Origin of the sequence: Modicisalibacter sp. 'Wilcox' (genome assembly GCF_010993675.1) — a bacterium.
Classification (GTDB): Bacteria; Pseudomonadota; Gammaproteobacteria; order Pseudomonadales; family Halomonadaceae; genus Modicisalibacter; species Modicisalibacter tunisiensis.
On sequence record NZ_WNXF01000009.1, the window covers coordinates 17,021 to 40,404 of the forward strand.

General features: G+C 62.7%; 21 protein-coding genes. 14 read left to right on the forward strand and 7 right to left on the reverse strand.

Annotated elements, in window-relative coordinates; all coding sequences use genetic code 11:
* Positions 1–19: 19 nt before the first annotated feature.
* Positions 20–3,439: a glycosyltransferase gene (locus tag G7A98_RS09730; protein ID WP_163649476.1), complete on the forward strand. Its 3,420-nt coding sequence runs from the start codon at positions 20–22 to the stop codon at positions 3,437–3,439.
* On the forward strand, positions 3,436–5,262 hold the full coding sequence (locus tag G7A98_RS09735) for a CHASE2 domain-containing protein (protein WP_163649477.1): 1,827 nt from the start codon (positions 3,436–3,438) through the stop codon (positions 5,260–5,262). The genes G7A98_RS09730 and G7A98_RS09735 overlap by 4 nt, the downstream gene beginning before the upstream one ends.
* 44 nt (positions 5,263–5,306) lie before the next feature.
* Here G7A98_RS09735 and G7A98_RS09740 read toward each other — a convergent pair whose 3' ends face one another.
* Together G7A98_RS09740 and G7A98_RS09745 are read right to left on the reverse strand one after the other, a co-directional pair.
* Complete coding sequence (locus tag G7A98_RS09740; RefSeq protein ID WP_163649478.1) at positions 5,307–5,951, reverse strand: cyclic nucleotide-binding domain-containing protein; 645 nt, start codon at positions 5,949–5,951, stop codon at positions 5,307–5,309.
* 8 nt (positions 5,952–5,959) lie between these two features.
* Positions 5,960–7,384 carry a FecR family protein gene (locus G7A98_RS09745; protein WP_163649479.1) on the reverse strand — a complete coding sequence of 475 codons (1,425 nt, stop codon included), beginning with the start codon at positions 7,382–7,384 and terminating at the stop codon, positions 5,960–5,962.
* A gap of 138 nt (positions 7,385–7,522) precedes the next feature.
* On the opposite strand from G7A98_RS09745, the gene G7A98_RS09750 reads away from it, so the two are divergent.
* The 6 genes from G7A98_RS09750 (at position 7,523) to G7A98_RS09775 (ending at position 13,573) form a co-directional block, all read left to right on the forward strand.
* Complete coding sequence (locus tag G7A98_RS09750; protein WP_163649480.1) at positions 7,523–8,851, forward strand: tetratricopeptide repeat protein; 1,329 nt, start codon at positions 7,523–7,525, stop codon at positions 8,849–8,851.
* Between the two features lie 237 nt (positions 8,852–9,088).
* Complete coding sequence (locus G7A98_RS09755) at positions 9,089–11,578, forward strand: DUF4214 domain-containing protein (RefSeq protein ID WP_163649481.1); 2,490 nt, start codon at positions 9,089–9,091, stop codon at positions 11,576–11,578.
* 575 nt (positions 11,579–12,153) lie between these two features.
* Positions 12,154–12,357, forward strand: a complete 204-nt coding sequence (locus tag G7A98_RS09760) for a DUF6447 family protein (RefSeq protein WP_163649482.1) — start codon at positions 12,154–12,156, stop codon at positions 12,355–12,357.
* A gap of 39 nt (positions 12,358–12,396) precedes the next feature.
* Complete coding sequence (locus G7A98_RS09765) at positions 12,397–12,702, forward strand: hypothetical protein (RefSeq protein WP_163649483.1); 306 nt, start codon at positions 12,397–12,399, stop codon at positions 12,700–12,702.
* Between the two features lie 39 nt (positions 12,703–12,741).
* Positions 12,742–13,104: a SapC family protein gene (locus tag G7A98_RS09770; RefSeq protein WP_163649484.1), complete on the forward strand. Its 363-nt coding sequence runs from the start codon at positions 12,742–12,744 to the stop codon at positions 13,102–13,104.
* Between the two features lie 169 nt (positions 13,105–13,273).
* Positions 13,274–13,573 carry a hypothetical protein gene (locus G7A98_RS09775; RefSeq protein WP_163649485.1) on the forward strand — a complete coding sequence of 100 codons (300 nt, stop codon included), beginning with the start codon at positions 13,274–13,276 and terminating at the stop codon, positions 13,571–13,573.
* Between the two features lie 41 nt (positions 13,574–13,614).
* Here the strand turns inward: G7A98_RS09775 and G7A98_RS09780 are convergent, their stop codons facing one another.
* The 3 genes from G7A98_RS09780 to G7A98_RS09790 all read right to left on the reverse strand — a co-directional run bounded on the left by G7A98_RS09780 (position 13,615) and on the right by G7A98_RS09790 (position 16,517).
* Positions 13,615–15,234: a YfjI family protein gene (locus G7A98_RS09780; RefSeq protein WP_163649486.1), complete on the reverse strand. Its 1,620-nt coding sequence runs from the start codon at positions 15,232–15,234 to the stop codon at positions 13,615–13,617.
* A gap of 149 nt (positions 15,235–15,383) precedes the next feature.
* The gene (locus G7A98_RS09785; RefSeq protein WP_163649587.1) at positions 15,384–15,578 is read right to left on the reverse strand and encodes a helix-turn-helix domain-containing protein; all 195 of its coding nucleotides are present in this window, start codon (positions 15,576–15,578) and stop codon (positions 15,384–15,386) included.
* A 252-nt stretch (positions 15,579–15,830) separates the two neighbouring features.
* Positions 15,831–16,517: an inovirus-type Gp2 protein gene (locus G7A98_RS09790; RefSeq protein ID WP_163649487.1), complete on the reverse strand. Its 687-nt coding sequence runs from the start codon at positions 16,515–16,517 to the stop codon at positions 15,831–15,833.
* 596 nt (positions 16,518–17,113) lie between these two features.
* On the opposite strand from G7A98_RS09790, the gene G7A98_RS09795 reads away from it, so the two are divergent.
* Entirely contained in the window at positions 17,114–17,476 is a 363-nt protein-coding gene (locus G7A98_RS09795; protein WP_163649488.1) for a hypothetical protein, read from the forward strand.
* Here G7A98_RS09795 and nadS read toward each other — a convergent pair.
* Together nadS and G7A98_RS09805 are read right to left on the reverse strand one after the other, a co-directional pair.
* Positions 17,473–17,757, reverse strand: coding sequence for a NadS family protein (nadS, locus tag G7A98_RS09800; RefSeq protein WP_163649489.1), 285 nt, complete (start codon positions 17,755–17,757; stop codon positions 17,473–17,475). The two genes, G7A98_RS09795 and nadS, sit on opposite strands and share 4 nt — an antisense overlap.
* The gene (locus tag G7A98_RS09805; protein ID WP_205596255.1) at positions 17,754–18,080 is read right to left on the reverse strand and encodes a type II toxin-antitoxin system RelE/ParE family toxin; all 327 of its coding nucleotides are present in this window, start codon (positions 18,078–18,080) and stop codon (positions 17,754–17,756) included. The genes nadS and G7A98_RS09805 overlap by 4 nt, the downstream gene beginning before the upstream one ends.
* A 209-nt stretch (positions 18,081–18,289) precedes the next feature.
* Here G7A98_RS09805 and G7A98_RS09810 point away from each other — a divergent pair, with 209 nt between their 5' ends.
* The 5 genes from G7A98_RS09810 to G7A98_RS09830 all read left to right on the forward strand — a co-directional run bounded on the left by G7A98_RS09810 (position 18,290) and on the right by G7A98_RS09830 (position 23,325).
* Positions 18,290–19,552: a lambda-exonuclease family protein gene (locus G7A98_RS09810; protein WP_240464723.1), complete on the forward strand. Its 1,263-nt coding sequence runs from the start codon at positions 18,290–18,292 to the stop codon at positions 19,550–19,552.
* Positions 19,553–19,677: 125 nt separating this feature from the next.
* Positions 19,678–20,667: a hydrolase or metal-binding protein gene (locus G7A98_RS09815; RefSeq protein WP_240464724.1), complete on the forward strand. Its 990-nt coding sequence runs from the start codon at positions 19,678–19,680 to the stop codon at positions 20,665–20,667.
* 154 nt (positions 20,668–20,821) lie between these two features.
* A complete protein-coding gene (locus G7A98_RS09820) occupies positions 20,822–21,631 on the forward strand; it encodes a DUF932 domain-containing protein (RefSeq protein WP_163649491.1) in 810 nt (269 codons plus the stop codon).
* 41 nt (positions 21,632–21,672) lie between these two features.
* Complete coding sequence (gene radC / locus G7A98_RS09825) at positions 21,673–22,197, forward strand: DNA repair protein RadC (RefSeq protein ID WP_163649492.1); 525 nt, start codon at positions 21,673–21,675, stop codon at positions 22,195–22,197.
* Positions 22,198–22,377: 180 nt separating this feature from the next.
* Entirely contained in the window at positions 22,378–23,325 is a 948-nt protein-coding gene (locus G7A98_RS09830) for an Rpn family recombination-promoting nuclease/putative transposase (protein WP_163649493.1), read from the forward strand.
* The last annotated feature ends 59 nt before the right edge of the window (positions 23,326–23,384 follow it).

A 23,384-nucleotide genomic window follows, 5' to 3' on the forward strand; every position in this document is an offset into this window, starting at 1 on the left:
GGATAGCACGCCACCGCCCATGCAGACTCTCAAGGCCATTCACCAGTTCGCTGTCGCCTGCGCCCGAGGCGACGGCATCACCAACGGCATGCTTTTCACCCAGCGCCTGATCCGGGCCTGCGGGCTGCCCTCGGAGATCTACGTGATCGATGTGCCTGATGACATGCGCGAACGGGTGAATGACTTCCAGGCGTATCAGGCGCAGGAAGACGAATTGCTGTTGATACATCATGGCAGTGGCAACGGCCAGGAGCACTGGCTGCAGGCGCTGTCCTGCCGCAAGTTGATGGTGTATCACAACATCACGCCTGAACGTTTCTATGATCCGCACGATCCGGCTATCCCTGTGTTGCGCCATGGCCGCGAGCAACTGAAGACTTGGCACGAATGGCTGGACGGGGCTATCGCCGATTCCGATCATAACCGTGACGAGCTGCTTGCCGCCGGCTTCAGTGCGGCAGACACGGTGACCCTGCCGCTGCTCGTTGACCTGCAACGGCTGCAGACCGGCGCGCCGCTGCCGCAGCAGACCCCGCGTGACTCGGATGCCTGGCGGATCCTGTTCGTCGGGCGTCTGGCACCCAACAAGAACCAGGCCGGTCTCGTCGCCATGCTGGCCGAGATGCGCCGCCGTAGCGCCTGGCCGGTGACGTTGACGCTGGCGGGCGGGGGCACTCCGGAAATGCTCCGCCATCTCGAAGCGCTGATCGAACAGCACGGCCTCGCGGATAACGTGGAACTGCCCGGCAAGATCGACGACGCGCAACTGGCCCGGCTCTACCAGCAGGCCGATCTCTACGTCAGTCTCAGCGAGCATGAAGGTTTCGGCATGCCGCTCATCGAGGCCATGAGCTACGATCTTCCGGTGCTGGCCTACGCAGCGCCCGACAGTAGTGTGGCCGCGACGCTGGGGCAGGGCGGCCTGCTGCTGGGCAGCTCCGAGCCCTCGGTCGCCGCCGCCACCGCGTTACTGGTACTGCGCAACCCCGGCCTGCGCGCTCGCCTGATCGACGCCCAGCGCCAACGGCTCGAGGATTTCGAACCCGCCACGCTGTTTGCCGGCTTCCGTGACTTTCTCGCCCAGCAAGGCATGGCGATCCCCGAGCTTCCCGCCAGCGCCCCGGCGTTACCGAGCCATTGCCAGTGGCGGATCGAAGGGCCGTTCGACAGCAGCTACAGCCTGGCGCTGGTCAATCGCGAACTTTCCCGCGCCCTGGCAAGACAAGGGCAGTCGGTCGCCCTGCATGCCACCGAGGGCGGCGGCGACATTCCCGTCGACGCTCGTTTTCTCGATGATGACCCGGAAATCGCGGCTCTTCATGCCCGCGCCCATGAGCCTGCCTGGCACGACGCCACTTTGCGGCTTTGCTACCCGCCACGCACCACCGAAATGGCCGGTCGTCACCGTCTCATCCACACCTATGGCTGGGAAGAATCCGTCTTCCCCTACGAGCATGGCCAGGCTTTCAACGCCCGCCTGTCGATGGTGACCACCATGTCGCGCTATGTCTCGCGTGTACTGCTCGACAGTGGAGTCGGACTGCCAATGCCGGTAACCGGCGTGGGCACCGATCATTACCGCGAACTGGTGCCGGAGCCCGAGGCGCTCGCCGGACGTCTACCCGCGGCCGACGGCACGATGACCTTTCTGCACATCTCTTCGTGTTTTCCGCGCAAGGGCGTCGATGTGCTGCTGGAAGCCTGGTATCGGGCGTTCGACCAGGATGACGGTGTGCGTCTGGTCATCAAGACGTTCCCCAATCCGCACCACCGGATCGAGGAAATGCTCGCCGAGTGCCGCCGACAGCACCCGCAGGGGGCACCGGTCGTGCTGATCAACGAGGACCTTTCCGCCGGTGCGTTACGCGCACTCTATGCTGAGGCCCATGCACTGGTCGCCCCGAGTCGAGGCGAAGGCTTCGGCCTGCCCATGGCCGAAGCCATGTGGTGCCATTTGCCGGTCATCACTACCGGGCATGGCGGCCAAGCTGACTTCTGCACTTCCGAGACCAGCTGGCCGATCGACTTCGACTACGCCCGAGCGCGAACCCACATGCAGCAGTTCGCCTCGGTCTGGGCCGAGCCCAGCGTGGACGACCTGATCGACCATCTGCGTACCTTCGCCGCACATCACCGCGACGGCACCCTGGGCAGCTGGACCGCCGAGCGCTGCGAGGCGGCTTACCGGCGTATCTCGCAAGCGCATACTTGGGACGCCGTGGCCGAGCGCACCCGCAATGCACTGAGTGCGCTCGACGACGGCCGCCTGCCCGTGCTGACGCCACGTCCGCGTATCGGCTGGGTGAGCTCCTGGGGCAGCAAGTGCGGCATTGCCACCTACTCGCGCCTGCTGGTGGAGCCCGCGTTGAGCCAGCAGGTTCACATGCTCGCCAATAGCGATGCCGAAAGGATCGTCGCCGACCATGATGCCGTTACCCGCTGCTGGCGAACCATAGAACCCGACGGCCAGGGCGGGCACATGGAAGACTCGCTGGACGAGCTGTACACCACGATCCGCGAAGCGGAGCTGGACACCGTCGTCGTCCAGTTCAACTTCGGCTTCTTCGGCCTGACGCCGTTGTCACGGCTGCTCGAACGGCTCCAGGCGGACGGGGTGCGCACCCTGGTCTTCTTTCACTCCACCGCGGACGTCCACTGGGGCGAGCTGCACAAGAGTCTGGCGCACATGGCCGAGGCCCTGCGCGGCTGTACGCGTCTCATGGTGCATGGCGTCGATGATCTCAACCGGCTCAAGGCCATGGGGCTCGACGCCAATGCCACGCTGTTTCCCCATGGCGTCATGGCATCACCCGCGATCACGCCGCCCGAAAGCGATACCTTTCGAGCGCTGCGCGACAAGACCGTTGTCGCCAGTTACGGTTTCCTGCTGCCGCACAAGGGCGTGCACGAGCTGATCGAAGCCTTCGCTGCACTGGCCGAAACGCGCAACGACCTGCACCTGCTGCTGCTCAATGCCCTGTATCCTGCGCCCGTCTCCGAGGCCGAGCAGGCGCGCTGTCGGGCGACCATCACCCGACTCGGCCTTGAGTCCCGTGTCACCATGCTCAATGACTTCCTGCCGGATGACGAGACCCTGGGTTGGCTGCAGGCCGCCGACCTGCTGGTATTTCCCTACCAGCAGACCCAGGAATCCTCTTCCGCCGCGGTGCGCTGGGGGCTGGCAAGCGGCCGCCCGGTACTGTGCACCCCGCTGGGTATCTTCGATGATGTGGCCGATGCCGTGGGCTTTCTGCCGGACACGCATCCCGCCGCGATGCAGGCGGGAATCGCCGAATGGCTCGATGACGCGCCGCGCCGCCGACAGCTGCAGGATGCCGCCGAACGCTGGCTTGTCGCCCACGACTGGCCGCGTCTGTCGCAACGCCTGAAGGGGCTGCTCACCGGGCTGGCCTGGCCGGCGCTTGACGACGACGCATGAGTCCCCGTCTCGGGCGCAGCCATCTGGTGCTGGCGGCCCTGAGCCTTGCTGCCGCCCTCTGGATCGCCGTGGCCGACCCCCTGGCCACGGCAGGGCGGCTCTCGTGGATGACCTACGACTCCGCGCTGGAAATGCTGCGCCCCGTGCCGCGCCCCGACCCACGCATCGTCATCGTCGATATCGACGATGCGGCGCTTCAGGCACAAGGGCGTTGGCCCTGGCCCCGCCGGCGGCTTGCCGAGCTGGTCGAGGCCATTCAACAGGCCGGGGCAGCCGAGATCGGCCTGGATATCCTGCTGCCCGAGCCCGGTTCTCCCGCAGGCGACGCCGCGCTGGCTCGGCAACTTGACACCGACAATGTCGTCATGGCCACGGCATTCGGCGATATTCGGCCGCGTCCGGACGCATGGCCCCGGGCCGGGCGCGAACTGGCCCCGGCGGCCACGCTGGGCGAGAGTCCTGCCACGGGGCATATTACCCCGCATCTCGACGCCGACGGCCGTATACGCTGGCTGTATCCGCGCCTGTGCGGCCCCAAGGGATGCCGCGACACACTGGCCTTGGCGATGCTCGAACAGCTTACCGGCTTGCCACTGCGTCTGGGTTCGTTGCAGGCCGGTGCCGGCGGCGAGGCGTGCTTGGCCGTCTTCTGTCGTCGAACGGATGCCCAGGGCCGATTGCTGATCCCCTACCAGCACCCCAGCCGCTTCGCCTATCTCGGCGCCGATGCGGTGATGCGAGGTGACCATCGAGATGTGCTCGATGGGGCGCTGGTGCTGATCGGCACATCCGCGGCCGGGTTGGGGGACATCGTCGCCACGCCACGCGGGCCGCTGACGCCCGGCGTGGAACTGCACGCCGTGCTGTTGGCGAGCTGGCTGGATAGCCTGCACTGGCGCCTGCTGCCGCATGCGCGCTATTGGCAGTGGGGCGGGCTGGCGCTGATGACCCTGATCGTGGGGCTGGCGCTTGCCCAGCGACCGGCGCGACCAGCGCCGCGTACCCTGCTGGTGGCCACTACATTGCTCGGGGTTGCCGTGCTGCCACTGGTATGGCTGGCCCGAGGCGCATGGCTGGACCCATGGCCCTGGTGGAGTACGGCCCTCGGGCTGGCGATACTGTGGCTGTTCAACGACCGATGGCGGCTCTGGCGCCGCCATCGCCAGCTCTATCGCGCCTTCGGGAGCTACGTGCCGCGCGGTGTCCTGCGCCAGCTGGCACTGGGGGAGGGCGATCCCCAGCGCTATGATGCCCAGCGCCGAGAACTGACGCTGCTGTTCACCGATATCCGCGGCTTCACCGCCATCAGCGAGCGTCTCACCCCGGAGCAGCTGACCACCCTGACCAGTCATCTGTTCAGCGAGCTGACCGAGGTGGTGCACGAGCATGGCGGCACCCTGGACAAGTACATCGGCGATTCGCTGATGGCCTTCTGGGGCGCGCCGCTGGCTCACGACGACGACCCACAGCGTGCGCTGGACTGTGCCCGGGAGCTCCTGCAGCGGCTCGAGGTCGTCAACGACTGGAGTCGCGAGCGCGGTCTGCCTGCCGTGCGCATGAACATCGGCCTGGAATGTGGTGAGGTCACGGTGGGCAATCTCGGCTCGCGGCAGCGCCGCGCCTACACTGCCCTGGGGCCCGCGGTGAATGTTGCCTCGCGGCTCGAGGAACTGGCCGGACGACGCAACGAACCCATCCTGCTGGGGCCTGGGTTGATGGCACGGCTCGACCCCTCGCAGGCATGTTACCTGGATCGGGTTCAGCTGCGAGGTGTCGCGCAGCCACTGGCTATCGGCGTGCCGGCGAAGAAGGCGAACTCTTGACCCTCGCGGGCGATGCCCGAGGCCGGCCGTAGGGCAAGCCGATCCTAGGCCAGTTCGGATTCCAGCAGCTTGTTGGAGACCTGAATCTGCTTGCCGTGCACCCGGATCAGGCCGGATTTTTCCAGCGCCTTGAGGGCACGCCCCGCCATCTCCCGGGTGCAGCCCGCCATCATCGCCAGTTCCTGGCGTGTGTAATGGATCGTCACGCCGTCACTGCGTGCTCGGGAGGCCAGTTGTGACAGCTCCTGCAGGCAGCGATGAATGCGCCCGACCACATCGCGGAAGGCGAAATCGCTGGCCCGCTGGGTCGTCTTCATCAGGCGCAACGACAGCTGGCGGCCGAGCGCATAGAGCAGTTCCGGATGTGTCGCGGCCAGTTCGTGAAAGGCGGTATAGCTGAGGCTGGCAACTTCACATTCGGTATGCGCCGCCACCCAGGCCGATCGGCGCGATTGCGGGTAGAAGACTCCTACCTCGCCGGCGAACTCCCCCGAGCCCAGGTAGTTGACCACCATCTCCTGCCCCTGCTCGTTGATTACCGCCACCTTGGCCACACCCTGCAACAGGTACAACAGCATGTCGGCCTGGTCGCCGCCGCGCAGGATCATTTCCTTGGCGGCGACGCGGCGGCGGTGGCAGTGCGCCAGCAGGGTGTCTTCCAGCGCATCGCTCATGAAGGGAGAGGACATGTCGCGACTCACTCCGGTTCGTTCACCCAGTGCGTGGCGCCGACGGCATCGACGCCGGGACTGACCTGATACTCGAACAGCAGGCCGGCCTCCTTGCCTTCACGGGCAAGCGTACCTTCCAGGCGGCTTGGGGATTCAGCATCGCTGCGCAGCAGCCCGCCGGCCGAGACGTCACCGCCACCCACCACGTGCACTGGACCGGGCAGCGAGTCGGCATGCACGTCCAGACGCGTGGCGAAGCGCTGGGTGTCGAAGTCCACCACCAGCCCGGGATGGCTGATCGCCGCCCCTTCAAGGGTGGCACCCCGCTTGATATAGGCCTCGTAGGCATTCAGACGGAAGTGGGCACGTCCGCTGGTCGGTGCGCGCGGGCCATCGGGCACCGTCTCGAGCAGCGCGAACACGCTGTTGAGCCCGGCGTACTGGTGGTTGCGGTAGATCAGCTGGGCAATGCTCGGCGTGTCGCTGCCGCCGTCGCGATAGTCGCTCCAGCGCCCCCAGGTGACGGCACGCTCGGCCACCAGCCCCCGGTCGGCGGGCTGCCATTCAGGGCCGACCGCCTCGCCCAGGGCATAGGCCTCGGTGGCAAGACCGGGGGAAGCTAGATAGCGGTCCACCTGCTGCAGCCCCTCTTCGTAGCTTTCCACGCCGGGGGCCGACTCTCCGCGTGCCAGCGAGGTGCTGGCACGCGCCTGTTCATAGCTCAGCGGTACCAGGGCATCTTCACGCGGATGGGGAGGCGCATATTCATCGGGCGTGACGCCCTCGTAGGTAATATGCGCCTGGCGCTCGCCACGGCGCGCTTCCAGTAGTGCGCCTTTCTGTTTCGCGTAGAGATCCCGTGCGCCCGCCTGGCAGGGGCCCAGCCCCGCGCTGTCGCAGGAATCCGACAAGGGTGCCATGACCACGCCACCGCGCCGCACGCTCAAGCGGCTGTCATCCTGGGTGGTCAGTACGCTGAAGTCGGTGCCGCGAATGCCGATGGCCGCCACCGGCGTATTGAAGCGGAAGTGCGCCTTGTCGCGTGCCCCGATCTCGCCGGTGACCGAGCGGGCCACCCCGTGAAGTAGCGTTACGTGGGCCCTGGAGCGGGAAGGGTAGTCCGGCGTGTAACGATAGGCATCCAGGCGCAGGGCGCTGTTGCTGCGCAGGCTGATGAAGGCGCCATCCACCATGCGCAGGTGAATATGGCTCCCCGCCGCCGTCTCGAAACGATCCCCCGGATAGACCGAATCGCCCGTCTGTGGTGTGTGTTCGGCATCGTCTCGAAAAAGCGACACCTTCCCGGTCACGAATGCCACCTTGCCGGCCGGTTCGGCAGCGAATGCCGGTACGGCCAGTAACCAGGCCAGCCACAGCAGCCAGGCCACCAGCGCGGGGGCTGCCGGGAGCGTACGCACCGCATGGCGAATGTCGTAATGCGCGTCTTTCATCCACGATGTCCCTGCTATTATGACGCCTCATTCTTACGGATCGGCGCCTGCTAATTTTTCGGTATGATACGCCGCATCGGCTTCTCAACAAAGATTCGCATATTGTTAACCCTTCGATCACCTCAATGTCGTACACCCTTGGTCGAGGCGCCAGTCCGGCTCATCGGGCTCGCCCTGATGCTGGCCGGCCTGCTGATGGTGAGCCCTTCTTGTCGCGCGGATGCTCTGCAGGAGGCCCTGGCTCGGCACCTGAAAAGCCAGCCACTGGCGCAAGTCTACGACTGGCTGGGCGGTGTGTCGGCCAGCGGGGACAAGCAAATAGAGCGCCAGCGCTGGCTGGGTCAGATCGCCCTGGAGATGGGCCGGTATACAAGTGCCGCGAGGCATTTCGAGCAAGTGGTGGTCATGGCTCCCAACGACATGGGCACACGCCTGGACCTCACCATTGCCTATGCGGAACAGGGCAACCTGCCCGCCGCCCGAGCCAGTCTGGCGGCGTTGCATCATCGCCTGGGCGATGCTCCGCCACCGCCCGGGGCTGCCGAGCGCATCGCCGAGCTGGAGCAGCGCCTGTCGCGCGCCTCGGCCACCCCGCGCTGGGCCTGGTTCGAGGATGCCACCGGCAGTCTCGGCATTGCCGGCGGCTACGACAGCAACGCCAACCTCGGCTCGCGCCATGACAGCCTGGCGGTAAACCTGTGGGGCGAGTTGCCGCTGCGCCTGCAACTGGCCGAGCCCAGCCGTGCCCGGGGCAGCGCCTACAGTCAGCTGGATGCCCGTGTGCGAGTACCGCTGGTACAAGGCGATAACGGGCAGGGGAGGTGGGGGCTGCTCGCCGGCGCCGACCTGCGTCGTTATCACGACCTGGATTCCCTGCATCGGCGCGGCATGCACCTGGGCCTGCAATGGACCGGCCCGCGGCGGCGGCGCCAGTTCACCCTGCTGAGCTATCGGCAGCAGATCGACGGATACGAGTCACGCACCAGCCTGGAAGCGGGCATGCGCCAGTTGCTGGGTGACGGCTGGCTGGCTGGGCTGGGCGCACAGTGGCAGCAGGAGCCGGAATTGCCTGCCAGCCGCACCCTGCGGCTGTCGCTGTGGCGGGAATGGCAGGGCACCCTGTTCTGGTGGCAGGGCAGCCGGCAATGGCGCCCCCGGCGCGCGGCAGGGGGCACCTGGCGGCTGGAAGCCGGGATGGAGTCGCCTCCCTGGCGTTTCCATGATCTGGCGCTCAGCGCCTTCGCCAGCGGCGAATACCGCCGCGACACCGAGGCCTATAGTCCGCAGTTCTTCGGTCGCGAGACCCGCAGCGATCGTGTCCGCCGGCTGGGGGCACGCGGCCGGCTGCCGCTGGGCACGCACTGGGTGACCGAGATGGACGTCTCCTGGGAGCGCACCGACTCCACCATCGCCCTGTACGACACCCGCCGCCTGCAGGCCGAGGCCCGGCTGGAATGGCGCTTCTAGTCTGTCGCAGCCGAATTATTACTTATGTGCTGAAAGAGTCAGACTTTTTTTTCGCCAAAGTGTGAAGTGGTTCACACTTTTGCAGGAACGAAGTCCCACAATGCACGATACCCAACCGGGGAACGTGCCCCGAAAGGGGTACGGCAACGCAGGGGGGCCGACGGGCCCGGGAACGACTGACGCACGTGTCAGCCACCTGCGCGTCGATTCGACAAATCAACAAATGGAGTTTGATCCATGGCAACTGTTGCTGCACAGATCCAGCAGATCTACATCGGCCTGCTCGGCCGCGCTGCTGACCAGAGCGGTCTCGACTACTGGACCAATGAAATCGATAGCGGTGCCCTGACGCTCGAGCAGCTGCGCGCCAACATCGTCAACGAGCAGCCGGAATACGCCAACGGCCTGGGCACCATGAGCCGTGCCCAGGTGGTTGCCAGCCTGTACGAGAACCTGTTCGACCGCGCGCCGGACAGCGACGGCCTGGACTACTGGGTCAACGGTGGCGGCTCCGGTGTCAACGCCGACCAGCTGGTGCTGGCTCTGGTGAACGGTGCAGTCGCCCAGGACACCCTGGCGCTGGACAACAAGGTGGAAGTCGCCCAGTACTACACCGCCAACGCCGGTGACAACTTCTCCGCCGACGCCGCCGAAGCCGCCATCGCCAACGTCGACGGCAGCCTGCAGTCCGTTCAGGACGCCAAGGCCGAGATCGATTCCGGCAGCGTTTCCAATGGCCAGACCTTCACGCTCACTGACGGTATCGATAATCTGAGTGGCACTGCCACTGACGACACCTTCATTGGTGACGATACCTCAGCCAACGCTGGCGATACGATTGACGGCAAAGCGGGTACTGACACCCTCAAGCTGTTCAACACTACGGCTCTGGGTAACATTTCTGGTATTGAAAATGTCGTCATCAATGGCAGCAATGGTACGGTAAACGTCGCGAACAATGCGGATGTTACCACTCTGACACTGAAGAACACCGATCTCACTGATGGAGTAGTTGGTCCGGCTGCTGCGGCTTCTACCTACACCGTCGCTGATGGCCAGACGGTTGCTCTGGAAGGTGTAACCGATGCTGGCGGCACCGATGACTTCCTTCAGATCAATTCAGCCGCTTCTGTTACCTCTCAAGACGTTACGCTGAACGGTGTTGGTGATACCGCTCCGGCTGGCAACGAAGCTGGCTTCAACATCAATGGTGCAGGTGTTGAAACCCTGAATGTCGAAGCAACAGGTAAAGATAGCAACGTTGCTCTTCGCAATACAGGTAACTCGCTCGATACCCTGAATGTCTCTGGTGATAGCGCTGTTCAGTTTAGCGGCACGATCCCTAACGCCACTAGCATCACCAGCACTAACACTGCGGGCGTTACCCTGACCACGAACGTTGCCACCAACACTGCTGCCGGTCTGTCCGTCGCCATGGCTGAAGGTGACGACTCTGTCACTCTGGCACAAGGTGCCGGGGCAAATGCTCTGACCAACAACACCAGCGTCGATCTGGCTGCCGGTGACGACACTCTGAGCATCACCAACCTGAATGCTGCTGCCAACATTCAGGACGGCGCCTCCTTCGCCGGTGGTGAGGGTACTGATACCCTGAATATCCATAACGGTGCAGTGCTGGATGCGACTCGTGGTGCCCTGTTCAGCGGCTTTGAGACTGTTGACCTTGCAAACGGCACTGGCACCTACGACCTGAGCACGCTGGAAGCCAACAACTCCATCGACTCTCTGGTCGTCAGCCAAGCACTTGTTGGTGGTACTACCGTTACTAACCTCGCAGAAGGCGCTGACGTCGAGATCGGTGCGGCTCTGACTGGTGCTCTGGTCATCAACCAGAAAGACGCAGGCGCCGGTTCCCCGGACGACTCTCTGGACGTCACCGTCGATGCGCGTGCTGGTATCACTACGGGTGGCAACCTCGACATCAATGATATCGAGACCGTCAACCTGTCGGTGAAGGGTACTGGTTCCACCACGACCCAGACCCAGACCATCACCACCCTGACCGCTGACGAAGCGACCAAGATCACCATCGATGCGAGCGATGCCAACGCGACCATTGGTGATCTCGTGGCCGAGTCCGCTGTGCTGGTTGATGCTTCTGCTTCCGCCGAAGATGTCAGCATCACCACGACTGACGCCTTTACTGCCACCTCAGGTGTATCGTTCAAAGGTGGTGAAGGGGATGACACCATCAATCTGACTGGTGCTGATACTGCTGCTGCAGCTGCAACCGACCTTGACTTTGTTGTGCAGGGCAACGGCGGTGCTGATGCTATCACTCTTGCTGCCGCTGGTACTGGTGTAGACCAGGTGGTGTATGCTGCTCAGTCCGACTCCACTGCGACCGACTTCGACAGCATTGCTAACTTCGCTGCAAACGAAGACTCGGTTGACCTGAGTGCCTTTGGGATTTCCGGTCAAGCTGATGACGCCGTACTGGACAAGTCTGCTGCTTGGGGTGCAGGTGTCTCCCTGAACGCTTCTGGTGATGTTGAAGTTACCGATGCAGTGGCTGGCAACTTCTTCAACGATGCGGGTATCGACCGTGGTGTGGCTGTCGCCTCGGATGGTACTGACTCCTACGTCTTCGTTGATACTGATGGCAATGGCGACTTCAACGCTGACGGTGACATGGTTATCCAGCTGGCTGGCGGTACCGACACTGCTGGCGCTGTTGCCTCTGTTGGCGACTTCACCTTCGCCTAATCCCTCTCCCTGAGACGGATGCCTATCGCCCGATAGGTTGGCTACAGAACCCCCGGCTTCGGCCGGGGGTTTCTTGCTTTTAGGGATCAAAAAAATACCGATTACAGCGCCAGAATGGCCGAAACTCACCGTCGCTATTCCGTGCTGGCGGTCGTTTATCAGAGTTTGTTAACATTGCAGAAGGCAGGAATCGGCCTATCCGATAGGCACCGATTTCTCGCTCAGCGACGCGATCACTTCAAAAAATACTACGCAGGGAACTAGGTCTTGATATTTGTTATTGGCTGGGTTGGGGCTTTGACCTGCCTTGTCGTGTCCCTGTTGATACGGCTGTGTCGGTGGACCTACTGGGAGAGCCTGCCCACATTCAAGGGCTACCTGAAGCGCTACCCGCATTGCCGCACCGATCGGGGCGTTAAGTGCCGGGTGTGCAACTCCCGTAGCATTCGCCATTGGGGCACCCGTACCCGACGGACCTTTACCTGTAATCATTGCGGTACCAATCTGTATCGAAAGTGATGACGCCCTCGCTGGCTGTCATCGTTCCTGCCACCCCTCATTCTCAGGAGTAGACCATGGCCGATTCACAAACCGTGACCATCGATGGCACGCAATACACGCTCAGGGACCTCTCTGATCGAGCGAATGCCCACCTGATCAATCTGCGTCGCACCGATGAGGAAATCGCCCGCCTGAAACAGCGTCTCGCCATGACGCAGACCGCCCGTCAGGCCTATGCCGACGCGCTGCAGGCAGCCTTGCCCAAGCAGCAGCACTGAGCGTAACTTGTCACAGTAAAAGCCGTTGGTGGGCAGAACATGTTAAAAGAAGCAGAGATCGTCGAGACGCTGATTGAACTCTATGCGTCGGGAGACGATAAGCGCAAAGGCGCTTACAAGCTGAGCAAGGACGAGTTCAAGGCGGTGGCAGGAAGAAAAAACTTTGATTCCCGTTTGTTGACCAATCTGGACATCACGTTGGCTGGCAGAGGGTATCGCTTACTCGACTACGCCGACACCGAAGGTTATGTATTCATGGTGGGTGGGCGTTCTCTGGCCAAGCAGCTCCAGTCTCTGCCCGATGAATTGATCGAAGAATATACTGTAGATGACGAAGACTGGTGATGTTGGGGGCGTCTAACAGACCTTCACGTTCCTGCAGGAGTGCGAGAAGAAGCGCAGCTGACCCAGCATGCCGCCAAGGTATTGGGCGATAGCGGCGTGATCGAGCCATGGCCGTTGCAGATCGAGCGTGGCGACGGGCAGGAACCGCTCAAGGTGCAGGGGCTGCATCGCATCAACGAGAAGGCCTTGAACGAACTCTCCGCCGAGGCATTCGCCAGTTTGCGCAGCCACGGTGCCTTGGCATTGGCCTATGGCCAGCTGTTCTCGATGAACCAGCTCTCGCAGCTCACCGAGCGGGCGAAGTTTCATGCCCAGCAGCAGTCAGGCAAGGCTGCCGACGAGAATCTGGATGCGTTCTTCGACGGTGACGACGAAGAACTGACCTTCGATTTCGGGGAGTGATTACGACCTGGGCTACCCTTTTTGGGACGCTGTGGGCCTGCGTGCCGATCATTGAGCGTTACTGTCGCTCCCTGGCCGCCCCATGCGGCGCTTTATGCTGCTACCTGCCTGTTTCCCCTTACGGCATAAAAGCGGCCCACGGGCCGCTGTAGGCTGCTATCATGGCGCCATGACCGACTCCCTCGATGCCCAGGGCCTTGATGCGGCCCCGATCCCTCCCGAGACCCGCGAGGCACTGCTGGCCACGCTGGCGGGCTACGAGCACCTGCTGTTCGAATCGATGGGGCAGGCCGACTACGACGCGCTGCGGGCCCTGTACGCCGACTGGGTCGAACGGCTGGGTGATTCCCCGGAAGCCATCGCGATCTGTGATGCCCTGGACGACTTCATCGATGCCAATGTCGAGGAGGGCGATGCCGAACGGGCCTACTTCGACCTCGTGGCGACTGTGCAACAAGCGGGCGGCTGAGCGCCCGCATGTCAGCTTGATCTTGTCGGATCTCCCTCGGTCTAGCGAAAATCCTCATCAAAGGTAGATTTAGAACGGTAGCCTGTCTGGATCAGGTGTTTGCCTTTCTCTGGGTATTGTTCATCAAACAAGGGTAGCTCCTCCAGATAGTACACTTCCCCGTTCTTGAGCTCCGGCTCTTGAGGGCCAAAGACCGTATCCTTGAAAGTCAGTTGCTTGCTATGGGTTTTTTCTTGGAGATGCCCCAGGCGCTTCAAGAGGGTGAGTGCAGCTTTCATCTTGTCTTTTCTGCGCAGTTTGGGGTGGGTCTTTTGGGTGATGTCGGAAATCACAAACTGATAAACCCCGTGGGAGTAGTTCGATAGCTTTCGTATATCCTGGACCAAGCGATTGCCAAGGGTCACAATTTCAGGCTCGCCGGCTATGTAGTCTAGATAATGGCGGGAATAGTGGCGGCCCAGGCGATAAGCATAGGCCAGCGTTTTGGTTCCTATCTCGCCTTCATAGCCTTCGAAGGTATGCAGTACGCCCGCCATGCGTGAGATGTTGTCCATGAGCTTCGAGGCATGGCCCTCGGCATGGTAATAAATCTGGTCGGGACGTGTTTCTTGCTCGATGCGGCGATACATTTTTTTCCATAAAAGTTTAGCGCCTGCCGAGAAGGTAAGGGCGCGGCGCGACTTTTGTTGGTCGAGATTTTCAATGGATTCTATTAAAAGCTCACGCAAGCGTTCCTGGAAAGGCTGGATGTCGGCATCGGCAAGCTCGTTGGGTAGTTCTGTGCGATGACCCACCATGGGGGTTGGATAAACAAACAGAAACCGGGCCAAAAACCCGCTGCCATGTGCATCGTCGCCACGCTTGTCCAAAAATCGCTGAATGATTTCCGGCTGGATCATGAGCGAGGCTGTCAGGCGAGCATCGTTCAGAATGAAAGATTCACTGGTGCGCCTGTCAACGGAAATGGAAGAGCCGCTCCACAACGCGTTGAACAGGTAAAGATCTTCAAATGCCTTGCCGGTAAAAAGGCTGCCCGCCTCGCTCGACAGCAGGCAGGCGTTGGGAATGTTGGCATGAAGCGCGTAGGTAAGGGCGCTGGGTGTGGTATTCTCGTAGATCAGGCGATAATCGGTAGGTGGGGCCGGTTTTTCCTTGTCGTGGTGGGCCAAACGTTGCTCGAACGTGAGTGTGGCCTGATCGTCCTCGAACGCCTTTAGCATCCTTTTGCGCAAGACTTTCTGCTTGTCCTGCCAATTTTTCAATTCTCGCTGATAGTCTCGCTGCCGCTGCTTCAGCTCGATTGTCTTTTCATCTTGAAGCTCCCGGATCGGGCCAAAAAAACAGCCTTCCAGCGCCGTTTTGCGCTCGCCGCTCCTGGCGGCGACCAACAGCATCAGCGATGTGGGGACACGATGACCGTTGGGGTATTCCACGTCCACCAACCCTTGGCATGCGGTGGCCATCGCGCCCAGTGCGACCGACGCCGCCATCTCATAAGCCACCTGGACGTGATCACTGACGGCCACCACGGCTGACTCGAACCGGGAATCTTCACGAAAAGTTGGCCAGGCACTGCCGATGGCCGGGATCGGGTACTGCTCGTCGGGCAGGCTATTGGCGGCCTCTATTTCGAGAATCGCGTCTGATAAATCATTTATCACTGTCTTTATCCATGCTAGTTCTGCAAGAAACAGCAATTCTAGCAGGGATTAAGAGAGTGTTTTTGATTAAAAAACAGTCCGTCATGGTTTTGACGGGGAGTGACCGGGTTGGCGGCGGCCTCGCTGGAGACGCTTCCTGGCTCGGCGGGTTACACCGGGCGACCCGGGCCCAGCTCCTTGAGTCCCCGTTCCAGCAGGGTCCGGGCGGGGCCCGAGGGGCATCGGCGCCCCTGCTCCCATTCCTGCCAGGTGCGCACATTGACCCCCAGCCGATAGGCGAAGGCGGCCTGGGTGTCGCCCCGTGATCGTCGCAGGCGGATGGCGGCCTGTAGCAGGGCGTGAATGTCCTGAGCGTGGTGCGTCTCGCTCGGCGTTGCCGAGGCCGGGATGGGCGCGTGTGTCGCGGGGCCTGTGGCCAGCCTGCTGGAAAAGAGCGGCGCTTCCGCAGGGGGTGAATTACGCGGAGGCTGGCGATAAGCGGCTACGGTTTGGGGGTTTTCGGCTTCGTAATTGCGTAGCCAGCGATCGGCAAGACTGTCCATGGGGACTCTCCTGGGAATGGAAAAAGGCACGGCGCTACCGTGCCCTGTCATGGGTTAACTGCGGCTCGTGCCGAACACATGCACGCCTTGCTGGAAGGGCTTGGTGTGCGCCTTGCACAGGTAGCTGAGATTGAAGACCGCTTCCTCCTGGCCCATGAAGTCGTCGCGATGCAGGCAAGCCGTGTAGGGATAGCCCGTGATGGGGTTTTCGCCGACCTGAACCAGCCCTTCGACGTCGCAGGACAGATAACCCAGCGCCTTGGCCCAGGCGCGTGCGATTTGATGATACAGGCCTCGCCCTTCGTATCCGCCGCCTTCCGAGGGCCTCAATCTGCCCAGTTGATAGTAGGCGTCGTAGTTCACGTACATCATGAGGTGGTAATGCGGCTTGTCGCTATTGTGCTGCTCCCGGCACCATACATAGCGCAATACCGTGGTGTATTTCGTACCGGCCTTGACCAGCTCTGCATTCAAGTGGCGGAAGAAGGCGCTGAGAACGACATTGTCATTGGTAAGCTCGAAGGCGGTCATCCAGTCTGGAAAGCGCAGATCAATACGAAAGGCCAGCACCCGATTGTAATGCGCAAGCGCTCGGGTTTGTGTCAACAGACTTCGTTCCAGATAATTCTCGACCAAGGGCGCCTTATCGTGTTGATTCACTTCAAAGCCCCGATAGTACGAGTCGTAGTAACAGTTCAGTTTGGTGTACAGGGGATGGCGCTTGGGCTGTGATTGAAACATGAATGTTTTCCTTGTGACGCGCAGGAGGAAGCGTCAAGCCTTTGGCATTGACGCGATTATGGATCAGGGGGGATTTGCTTAACGCCCTCAGAAGAGAGGGCAATATCTTGAGAATGCGTCATGGGGTATGGCCCATGACAGCCTGTAATGACTGGATCAATCCGCTTTCAGGGATTGAGTGGTTAAGGGGGTTGGTTAAGTTATCAGGTTATCTCTTCAGGGATTAGAGATAAGTAGATTTAGATATATTACTGAACCGTCATGGCAGCCGATCCGCATGCCCCGGAAGGACTGGGGATAATGACGCCAACGCCCCGGACGTACCGGGGATCGTTGTCGGGCCCGAGCTCTAAAAACTTTCCATTGGCAATGCGGTACGCTGCATGACGCTCATGGGATGCCAACGGTCTGTCAAATAATACGTCATCGCCGGAGTCGCTTTCCGCCCGGGCATAACCCCGGGATTTTCCGTCAGCCACGTAACGGCACTGACGGCATCCAATATCGATTCAAAAAATCTTCAGCCACGTACTACCTCCTTGAAGCCGGGAAGCGATGGCTTCGATGACACGTCATTCCCACCTCAGGAGGTTTTCATGACGCTCACATGTCCGAGCTGTGGCTCGCCGCGGGTGCGTGTGCGGCACCGCGGTCGCAAGGTTGGCGGAGGGATCGGGGGTACGGCGGGGGCGGCCAGCGGGGCCGCCGGTGCGCTCAGCGGCGCCGAGACGGGGGCCCTGGTGGGTGCCTGGGCCGGGCCGGTCGGCCTGACCGTGGGTAGCCTGGCCGGGGCGATCTTTGGTGGCCTGGTGGGGGGCACGGCAGGCGGTCTCGCCGGTGCCCGTCTGGGCCAGCAACTCGATGCCCGCCTGCTCGATTCCCACCAGTGCCTGGCCTGCGCGCACACCTTCCGTCCTCACGGCGAACCGTCCCTGGCGGAGGCGGGCAGGCGTGTTTAGTGCGACGCCAGTTCGTTGAAAAACGCCGGGTTTTCCTGAATGGTCGCAAGCACCTTGGCCGCCAGGCCGGTCGGATTGCGACGCTTGCTCTCCCAGCTCTTGATCGTATCCACGCTGGTCCCCATGGCGTTGGCAAATTCGGCCTGTGACACATGCAGCGCGGCACGGATGGCTTTCACATCCGCGACCTCGTGGCGTGTGACACGCGCGGCGCGGGTCTTGCCCTGCTTGATGTCGACGGCTTCCTGCAGCGATGTCTGAAGGTCGTCAAAAATGCTCATTCGGAAACCTCCCCCTTCAACTGGTGGGTCAGGGTCTTGAGTGCGGCCTTTTCCGCCGACGTCAAGCTGTCTTTCACGCTTTTGGGATAGGCCAGGATCAGGTAGATGACCTCGGCGGTGGCCAGAAAGTAGATGGCCCGGGCACCGCCCTGTTTGCCTTGCTGCCGCAATGCCATGCGAATCTTGCGTAGACCGCCTGTGCCCTGGATTAGATCCCCCTTGTCGGGTTGCGCGATCAGGATGCGCTGAAGTTCCTTCAGTTCCTCATCGGTCGCGATGCTCTGGATCTGCCGAGTAAAGGTCGGTGTTTCAATAAATTCAATGGCATGACTCACGTCAGGGGCGTCCTTCGGGTCGTGTCTTGCTTGGTGTACATAGTACATCTTGCGGCAGGGGCTGTCGATCAGGACACGCCGTCTTCCCCGCGCATTCCGCGCGTCCATAACCCATCCACTCATCATTCGTCACGGCCCAGCCCGCTGCCTTCGGGGAGCGGGCCGTTATGCCGTGTTTGTGTCTCAGGAGAGAGATCATGACCCAGCCCACGTCACGTCCTACTACGCTGTCCCCGGTTGTCGCGGATGAAGCGGCCCGTTCCGCCCGGCTGCCGGACAGTGCCGATCCAGAAGGGCACGCCAATACTGCCGAGCCCACCCCCGAGGTAACCGAGTCGCCCAAGGCCTCGTTGTCCGCCCGAGCCCAGCCGGGCAGTGTCACCGCCTCGGTCCTCGCGGTCATCGAGCAGAGCGGGGTGCCGTCGCCGTTCTCGATGCCGCTGGGGCGAGCTCCGCGTCCGCGTCGCCCTGACGGCCCCCAGCGCCGCTATCGTGATCAGGCCCGGCGCCTGGTCGATACCCGCGCCCTGGATCGCAAGGCCTGGCTGTCGATTCGCCAGAGCGGGATCGGCAGTAGTGACGCCGCCGCAGCCGTGGGCCTCAACCCCTACAAGTCCCCGCTCGAGCTGTGGCTGGAGAAGACCGGTCGTCAGCCGGCATCCACCGACCCGGCCCCCGAGGCGCAACTGACCAGCCCGCTGCATTGGGGCCAGGTCCTCGAACCGCTGGTCGCCGAGCACTACGCCCGACACACCGGCCACCGGGTGCAGCGGGTCAACGCCATCCTCCAGCACGTCGAGCACCCCTGGATGCTCGCCAACCTGGATCGTGAGATCGTCGGCAACGACGCCGTGCAGATCCTCGAGTGCAAGACGGCCGGGCTTCACGGCGCCCGGCTGTGGAAGAGTGGGGTGCCCGAGTACGTGCAGCTGCAGGTGATGCACCAGTTGGCGGTCACCGGCCAGCAGGCCGCCGATGTGGCGGTCCTGCTCGGGGGCCACGAGCTGCAGATCCACCGCATCGAGCGTGACGAGGCGATGATCGCGCAGCTGATCGCCCTGGAACGCCAGTTCTGGGACTGTGTCGAGCGTGACACGCCACCCCCGTCGGATGGCAGCGAGTCGGCGGATCAGGCCCTGCGAAGCCTGTTCCCCCAGGATGACGGCGAGACCGTCGACTTCAGCCATGACGTGGGGCTCAGCCAGGCGTTTGTCGACCTGCAACGGGTGCGCCAGACCCTGGAGGACGCCAAGAAGGAGGAGCTGCGCCTCAAGCACCGCCTGCAGCAGGCCATGGGCACCGCGACCCTGGCGACGTTTCCCTCGGGCAGCCTGAGCTGGAAGCAGACCGCCCCGGTGAAGCGACTCGACACCAGGGCCCTGCAGAAAGACCACCCCGGCCTGTGTGCCGACTACCTCACGACTCACCCCGGCTCACGGCGCTTCGTGGTGCGCCGCTGAGTACTTTCCCCGTCCCACTCGACACCTGACATCCCTCATCCACCGAAACGCCTCAGCGCGGCTCTCCGGCCGTTCTGGGGCGTTTTGCGTTGGGGGGCAACCACTTGAAGAGACAGGAGGTTCCCATGCTCAAGGGACTCGCCATTACCCCGCCGATTCTCGGGCGGATCACCATCGGCAAGGTGGTGGAGAATCACGGCAAGCGCCTGCCGCAGAAGGACGATCAGTTCACCATTACCTCGCAGTTGCAGACCCGCGACGGCTGGTTGCGCCACCCTCTGGATGAGGCACTGCGCAGCGAGCAGGAGGGCAAGCTGCGGCGCATCCCCATCCGGTTGCTGTTCAACGATCCCGATCTCAACCTGCGTGCCGAGTACGCGCTGTTCGACCGCCAGACCGCACGCCCGCTGTGCGTGGGCGACGGCGAGCAGTGCAAGCGACGCACCCGCGAGGGCATGGAGACGCTGCCGTGTCCAGCCCCCGACGCCTGCCCGCTGGCCCAGGGCGGGGCCTGCAAGCCCTACGGACGGCTCAACGTGCTGATCGGGGACGACGATCCGCTGGGCAGCTTCATCTTCCGCACCACCGGGTTCAACTCGATTCGCACGCTCGCCGCACGACTCGCCTACTTCAAGGCGGTCTCCGGCAATCGCCTGGCCTGCCTGCCGCTGGAACTCAGGCTGCGCGGCAAGTCGACCCGCCAGAGTCGCGGCACCCCGATCTTCTACGTCGACATCACCCTGCGTGAAGGGTGGACCCTGGAAGACACCCTCTCGGAGGCGCAACGCCTGGATCAGGAGCGAGAGGCCACCGGCTTCGACCAGAAGGCCCTGGATCGGGCCGCCAAGGCCGGGTTTGCCAACGGGGCCTTCGAGGACAGTGCCGAGGAATCCATCGACGTGGTGGAGGAGTTCTATCCCGACCTCACTGCCACCGAGAAGACGGCACACCGAGACGGGCAGGGTAGCTCAGGCCAGCCCGTGACCCTGGCCGACAAGCTGCAGGCCAGGAGCCAACAGTCAGGCAAGGCCGAAGCCACCGACAAAGCGGAATCCCCCGCACCGACCACTGACGATAGCCAGCAACCCGCAACACGCCAGGCCAAGCGCGCCTGACCCCCAGGCCCGCGCACGGCGGCTCTGTTCTCAGCCGTTCTTGGCTCACCGCCGCTTTCGATTCATCCAACGCCACGCACTGACGACGCCCGCTGCCGGTCTGGCGCGGGCGGTTATCGGTACGTCATGACTCACACATCCAAGGAGCACCCCCATGCGCATTCTCACTCACGATCAACTGCATCGCGCCGCCCCCGCCATCTTTGCCCAGCAACCCGATGAAGCCGTCTCCGAGCGTTATGGCTTCGTGCCCACCATCAACGTGGTCGATGCCCTGCAACGCGAGGGCTGGTACCCGGTGCGGGCCCAGCAGACCCATGTTCGCCAGATAGAGCGCCGCGAGGTCGCCCGCCACCTGATCCGCTTCCGCCAGGACCCCGATCGCCAGATCACCGTGGGCGACAGCGTCACCGAACTGGTGCTGACCAACAGCCACGACCGCAGCGCGGCGTTTCAGCTCGACCTGGGGCTGTTCCGGCTGGTGTGCCTCAACGGCATGGTCACCCCGGTGGGTGACGTGGGCGGTATCCGCGTGCGTCACGGCAAGCACGTGGTCGACGAGATTCTCGACGGCTCGATCCAGCTCAGTCATCAAGTGCCCCGCATTGCCGAGAGTGTCGAGATCTTTCAGTCCACGCTGGTCAGCCAGCGTGAAGCCCGCGTGTTCGCCGAGGCCGCGCTGACGTTGCGCTACGGCGAGGACTGGCAGCACTCCAGCCCCGTCCAGCCGGGTGCTCTGCTGGAAGCCCGTCGCAGCGAGGACGCCAACGGCAGCCTGTGGAGCGTGTTCAATCGTACCCAGGAAAACCTCTTCAAGGGCGGCTTGCGCGGGCGTACCGCCAGCGGGCGACGGACCCGCACCCGAGCCATCAACAGCGTGACCGAGGACGTCCGCCTCAATCGCGCGCTGTGGACCCTCACCGAACGCTTCGCCGAGCTGAAAGGTGATGTTTTTGCAGCCTAAATGGCCGGCATTTTTCTACCAATTTTTCTACAGGAGTTCCCATGACCGCACTGCACCATCCCACCTTCACGCTTCCCGCCCCATGGCTGCTGGGCGAAGAGCCCGGCACCTATCGCGTCAGCGGCGATGTCACCGACGCGCAGCTGCTGCATCTGGCCAAGCTGATCGCCCAAAAGCGGCTCAGCAAGGGCACTCGCCTCGGTCGTCCCGATGAAGTCCATCGTTGTCTCCAGACACTGATGCTCGACTACCCCTACGAAGTGTTCGGCACGTTGCTCCTGGATGCCCAGCATCGGCTGATCACCTTCGACGAGCTGTTCCGGGGCACGATCGATGCGGCCAGTGTCTATCCTCGCGAAGTGATCAGGCACGCCATCGAGCACAATGCCGCCGCCGTAATCCTGGTCCACAACCACCCCAGCGGTGATCCCGAGCCCAGCGACGCCGACCGGCGCATCACCCAGCGCCTCAAGGACGCCCTGGGGCTGGTCGACATTCGCGTCCTGGATCATGTCGTGGTGGGGCATGAGGGGTATACCTCGTTCGCCGAACGGGGCTGGCTGTAAGGCCACCGTCATCAGCCACCGTCGCTTCCCTGCCTCACGCTTGCCTTGACCGGCAGCGTGGGGCGGGAAGGGGCTGCGGGAGATCTTTTTTTCTTTACGCAGCAGGTGAATAGCGTGACGCGGCAAGGTCAGGGAGAGAGGCGTCCATGGTAGACTGCGAGGACCGCGACAGGAGGGCGCATGGCCACCAATCACCACGATACCGGCTACAAGGAGCTGTTCAGCTATCCCGAGTTCGTTCAGCAGCTGGTCGAGGGCTTCGCCCCGACCGAGATCGCCGAGCTGATGGACTTTTCGACGCTGAAGAATCACAGCGGCAACTACATCACCCCGCTGTTCGAGGAGAAGTTCGAGGACGTGGTGTGGTCGGTGGAGGTCACCTGGCAGGGCGTCACCCAGCGGGTGTTCTTGTACATCCTGCTCGAGTTCCAGTCGTCGGTGGATCGCACCATGCCGATTCGGCTGATGCACTACGTGGCCTGCTTCTACGACCACCTGCTCAAGACCCAGGTCACCACGCCGGGCAATGGCTTGCCGCCCGTGCTGCCCATCGTGCTCTACAATGGCTCGGAACGCTGGACCGCCCAGCAGGACGTGTACGACATGGTGCAGCCGGAACCCCCGACGTTCCTGCGGGTCTATCAGCCACACCTGCGGTACTATCTGATCGATGAAGGGCGCTACACTGACGAAGAGCTGGGCCTACGCCAGACCCCGTTGAGCGGCGTGTTCAGCATCGAGAATGCGTCCGCGAGCCGCGAGGCCCTGCAACAGGCCGTTAACCGGGTGGTGGCGATCATCCAGGCCGATCCCCAGAAGGACCGCATCGACGCGATCCTCACTCGCTGGCTCAAGCGTCACCTGCAGCGGCTGGGGGCCGAGGTCAACCTGGAGCAGCTCAACAGTTTGGTGGAGGATAGAGATATGTTGGCAGAGAATCTTGAAAATTGGGCACAGAAAGAGCGTCAGGTAGGACGCGAGGAAGCTGAGAAGCGTGCTTTGGAAGAAAAGCGTACTACTGTCCGTCACCTGCTGGCCTTTGGTGTGCTCAGTGACGAGCAGATTGCCGAGGCCACCGGTCTAGCGGTGGCTGACGTTCAGGCGTTGCGCATCGCAGATAAACATTAGTCCAGCCTTGTCTCCCTCTGACGAACAACATAAAGGGCAACACCATCATTTGGTGGAAG

What these genes read in the sequence shown, in the direction of transcription:
- G7A98_RS09730 (WP_163649476.1), top strand. Translation starts at nt 20, where the DNA reads ATGCAGACTCTCAAGGCCATTCACCAGTTCGCTGTCGCCTGCGCCCGA.
- G7A98_RS09735 (WP_163649477.1), top strand. Translation starts at nt 3,436, where the DNA reads ATGAGTCCCCGTCTCGGGCGCAGCCATCTGGTGCTGGCGGCCCTGAGC.
- G7A98_RS09740 (WP_163649478.1), bottom strand. Translation starts at nt 5,951, where the DNA reads ATGTCCTCTCCCTTCATGAGCGATGCGCTGGAAGACACCCTGCTGGCG.
- G7A98_RS09745 (WP_163649479.1), bottom strand. Translation starts at nt 7,384, where the DNA reads ATGAAAGACGCGCATTACGACATTCGCCATGCGGTGCGTACGCTCCCG.
- G7A98_RS09755 (WP_163649481.1), top strand. Translation starts at nt 9,089, where the DNA reads ATGGCAACTGTTGCTGCACAGATCCAGCAGATCTACATCGGCCTGCTC.
- G7A98_RS09760 (WP_163649482.1), top strand. Translation starts at nt 12,154, where the DNA reads ATGGCCGATTCACAAACCGTGACCATCGATGGCACGCAATACACGCTC.
- G7A98_RS09765 (WP_163649483.1), top strand. Translation starts at nt 12,397, where the DNA reads ATGTTAAAAGAAGCAGAGATCGTCGAGACGCTGATTGAACTCTATGCG.
- G7A98_RS09775 (WP_163649485.1), top strand. Translation starts at nt 13,274, where the DNA reads ATGACCGACTCCCTCGATGCCCAGGGCCTTGATGCGGCCCCGATCCCT.
- G7A98_RS09790 (WP_163649487.1), bottom strand. Translation starts at nt 16,517, where the DNA reads ATGTTTCAATCACAGCCCAAGCGCCATCCCCTGTACACCAAACTGAAC.
- G7A98_RS09795 (WP_163649488.1), top strand. Translation starts at nt 17,114, where the DNA reads ATGACGCTCACATGTCCGAGCTGTGGCTCGCCGCGGGTGCGTGTGCGG.
- nadS (WP_163649489.1), bottom strand. Translation starts at nt 17,757, where the DNA reads ATGAGCATTTTTGACGACCTTCAGACATCGCTGCAGGAAGCCGTCGAC.
- G7A98_RS09810 (WP_240464723.1), top strand. Translation starts at nt 18,290, where the DNA reads ATGACCCAGCCCACGTCACGTCCTACTACGCTGTCCCCGGTTGTCGCG.
- G7A98_RS09815 (WP_240464724.1), top strand. Translation starts at nt 19,678, where the DNA reads ATGCTCAAGGGACTCGCCATTACCCCGCCGATTCTCGGGCGGATCACC.
- G7A98_RS09820 (WP_163649491.1), top strand. Translation starts at nt 20,822, where the DNA reads ATGCGCATTCTCACTCACGATCAACTGCATCGCGCCGCCCCCGCCATC.
- radC (WP_163649492.1), top strand. Translation starts at nt 21,673, where the DNA reads ATGACCGCACTGCACCATCCCACCTTCACGCTTCCCGCCCCATGGCTG.
- G7A98_RS09830 (WP_163649493.1), top strand. Translation starts at nt 22,378, where the DNA reads ATGGCCACCAATCACCACGATACCGGCTACAAGGAGCTGTTCAGCTAT.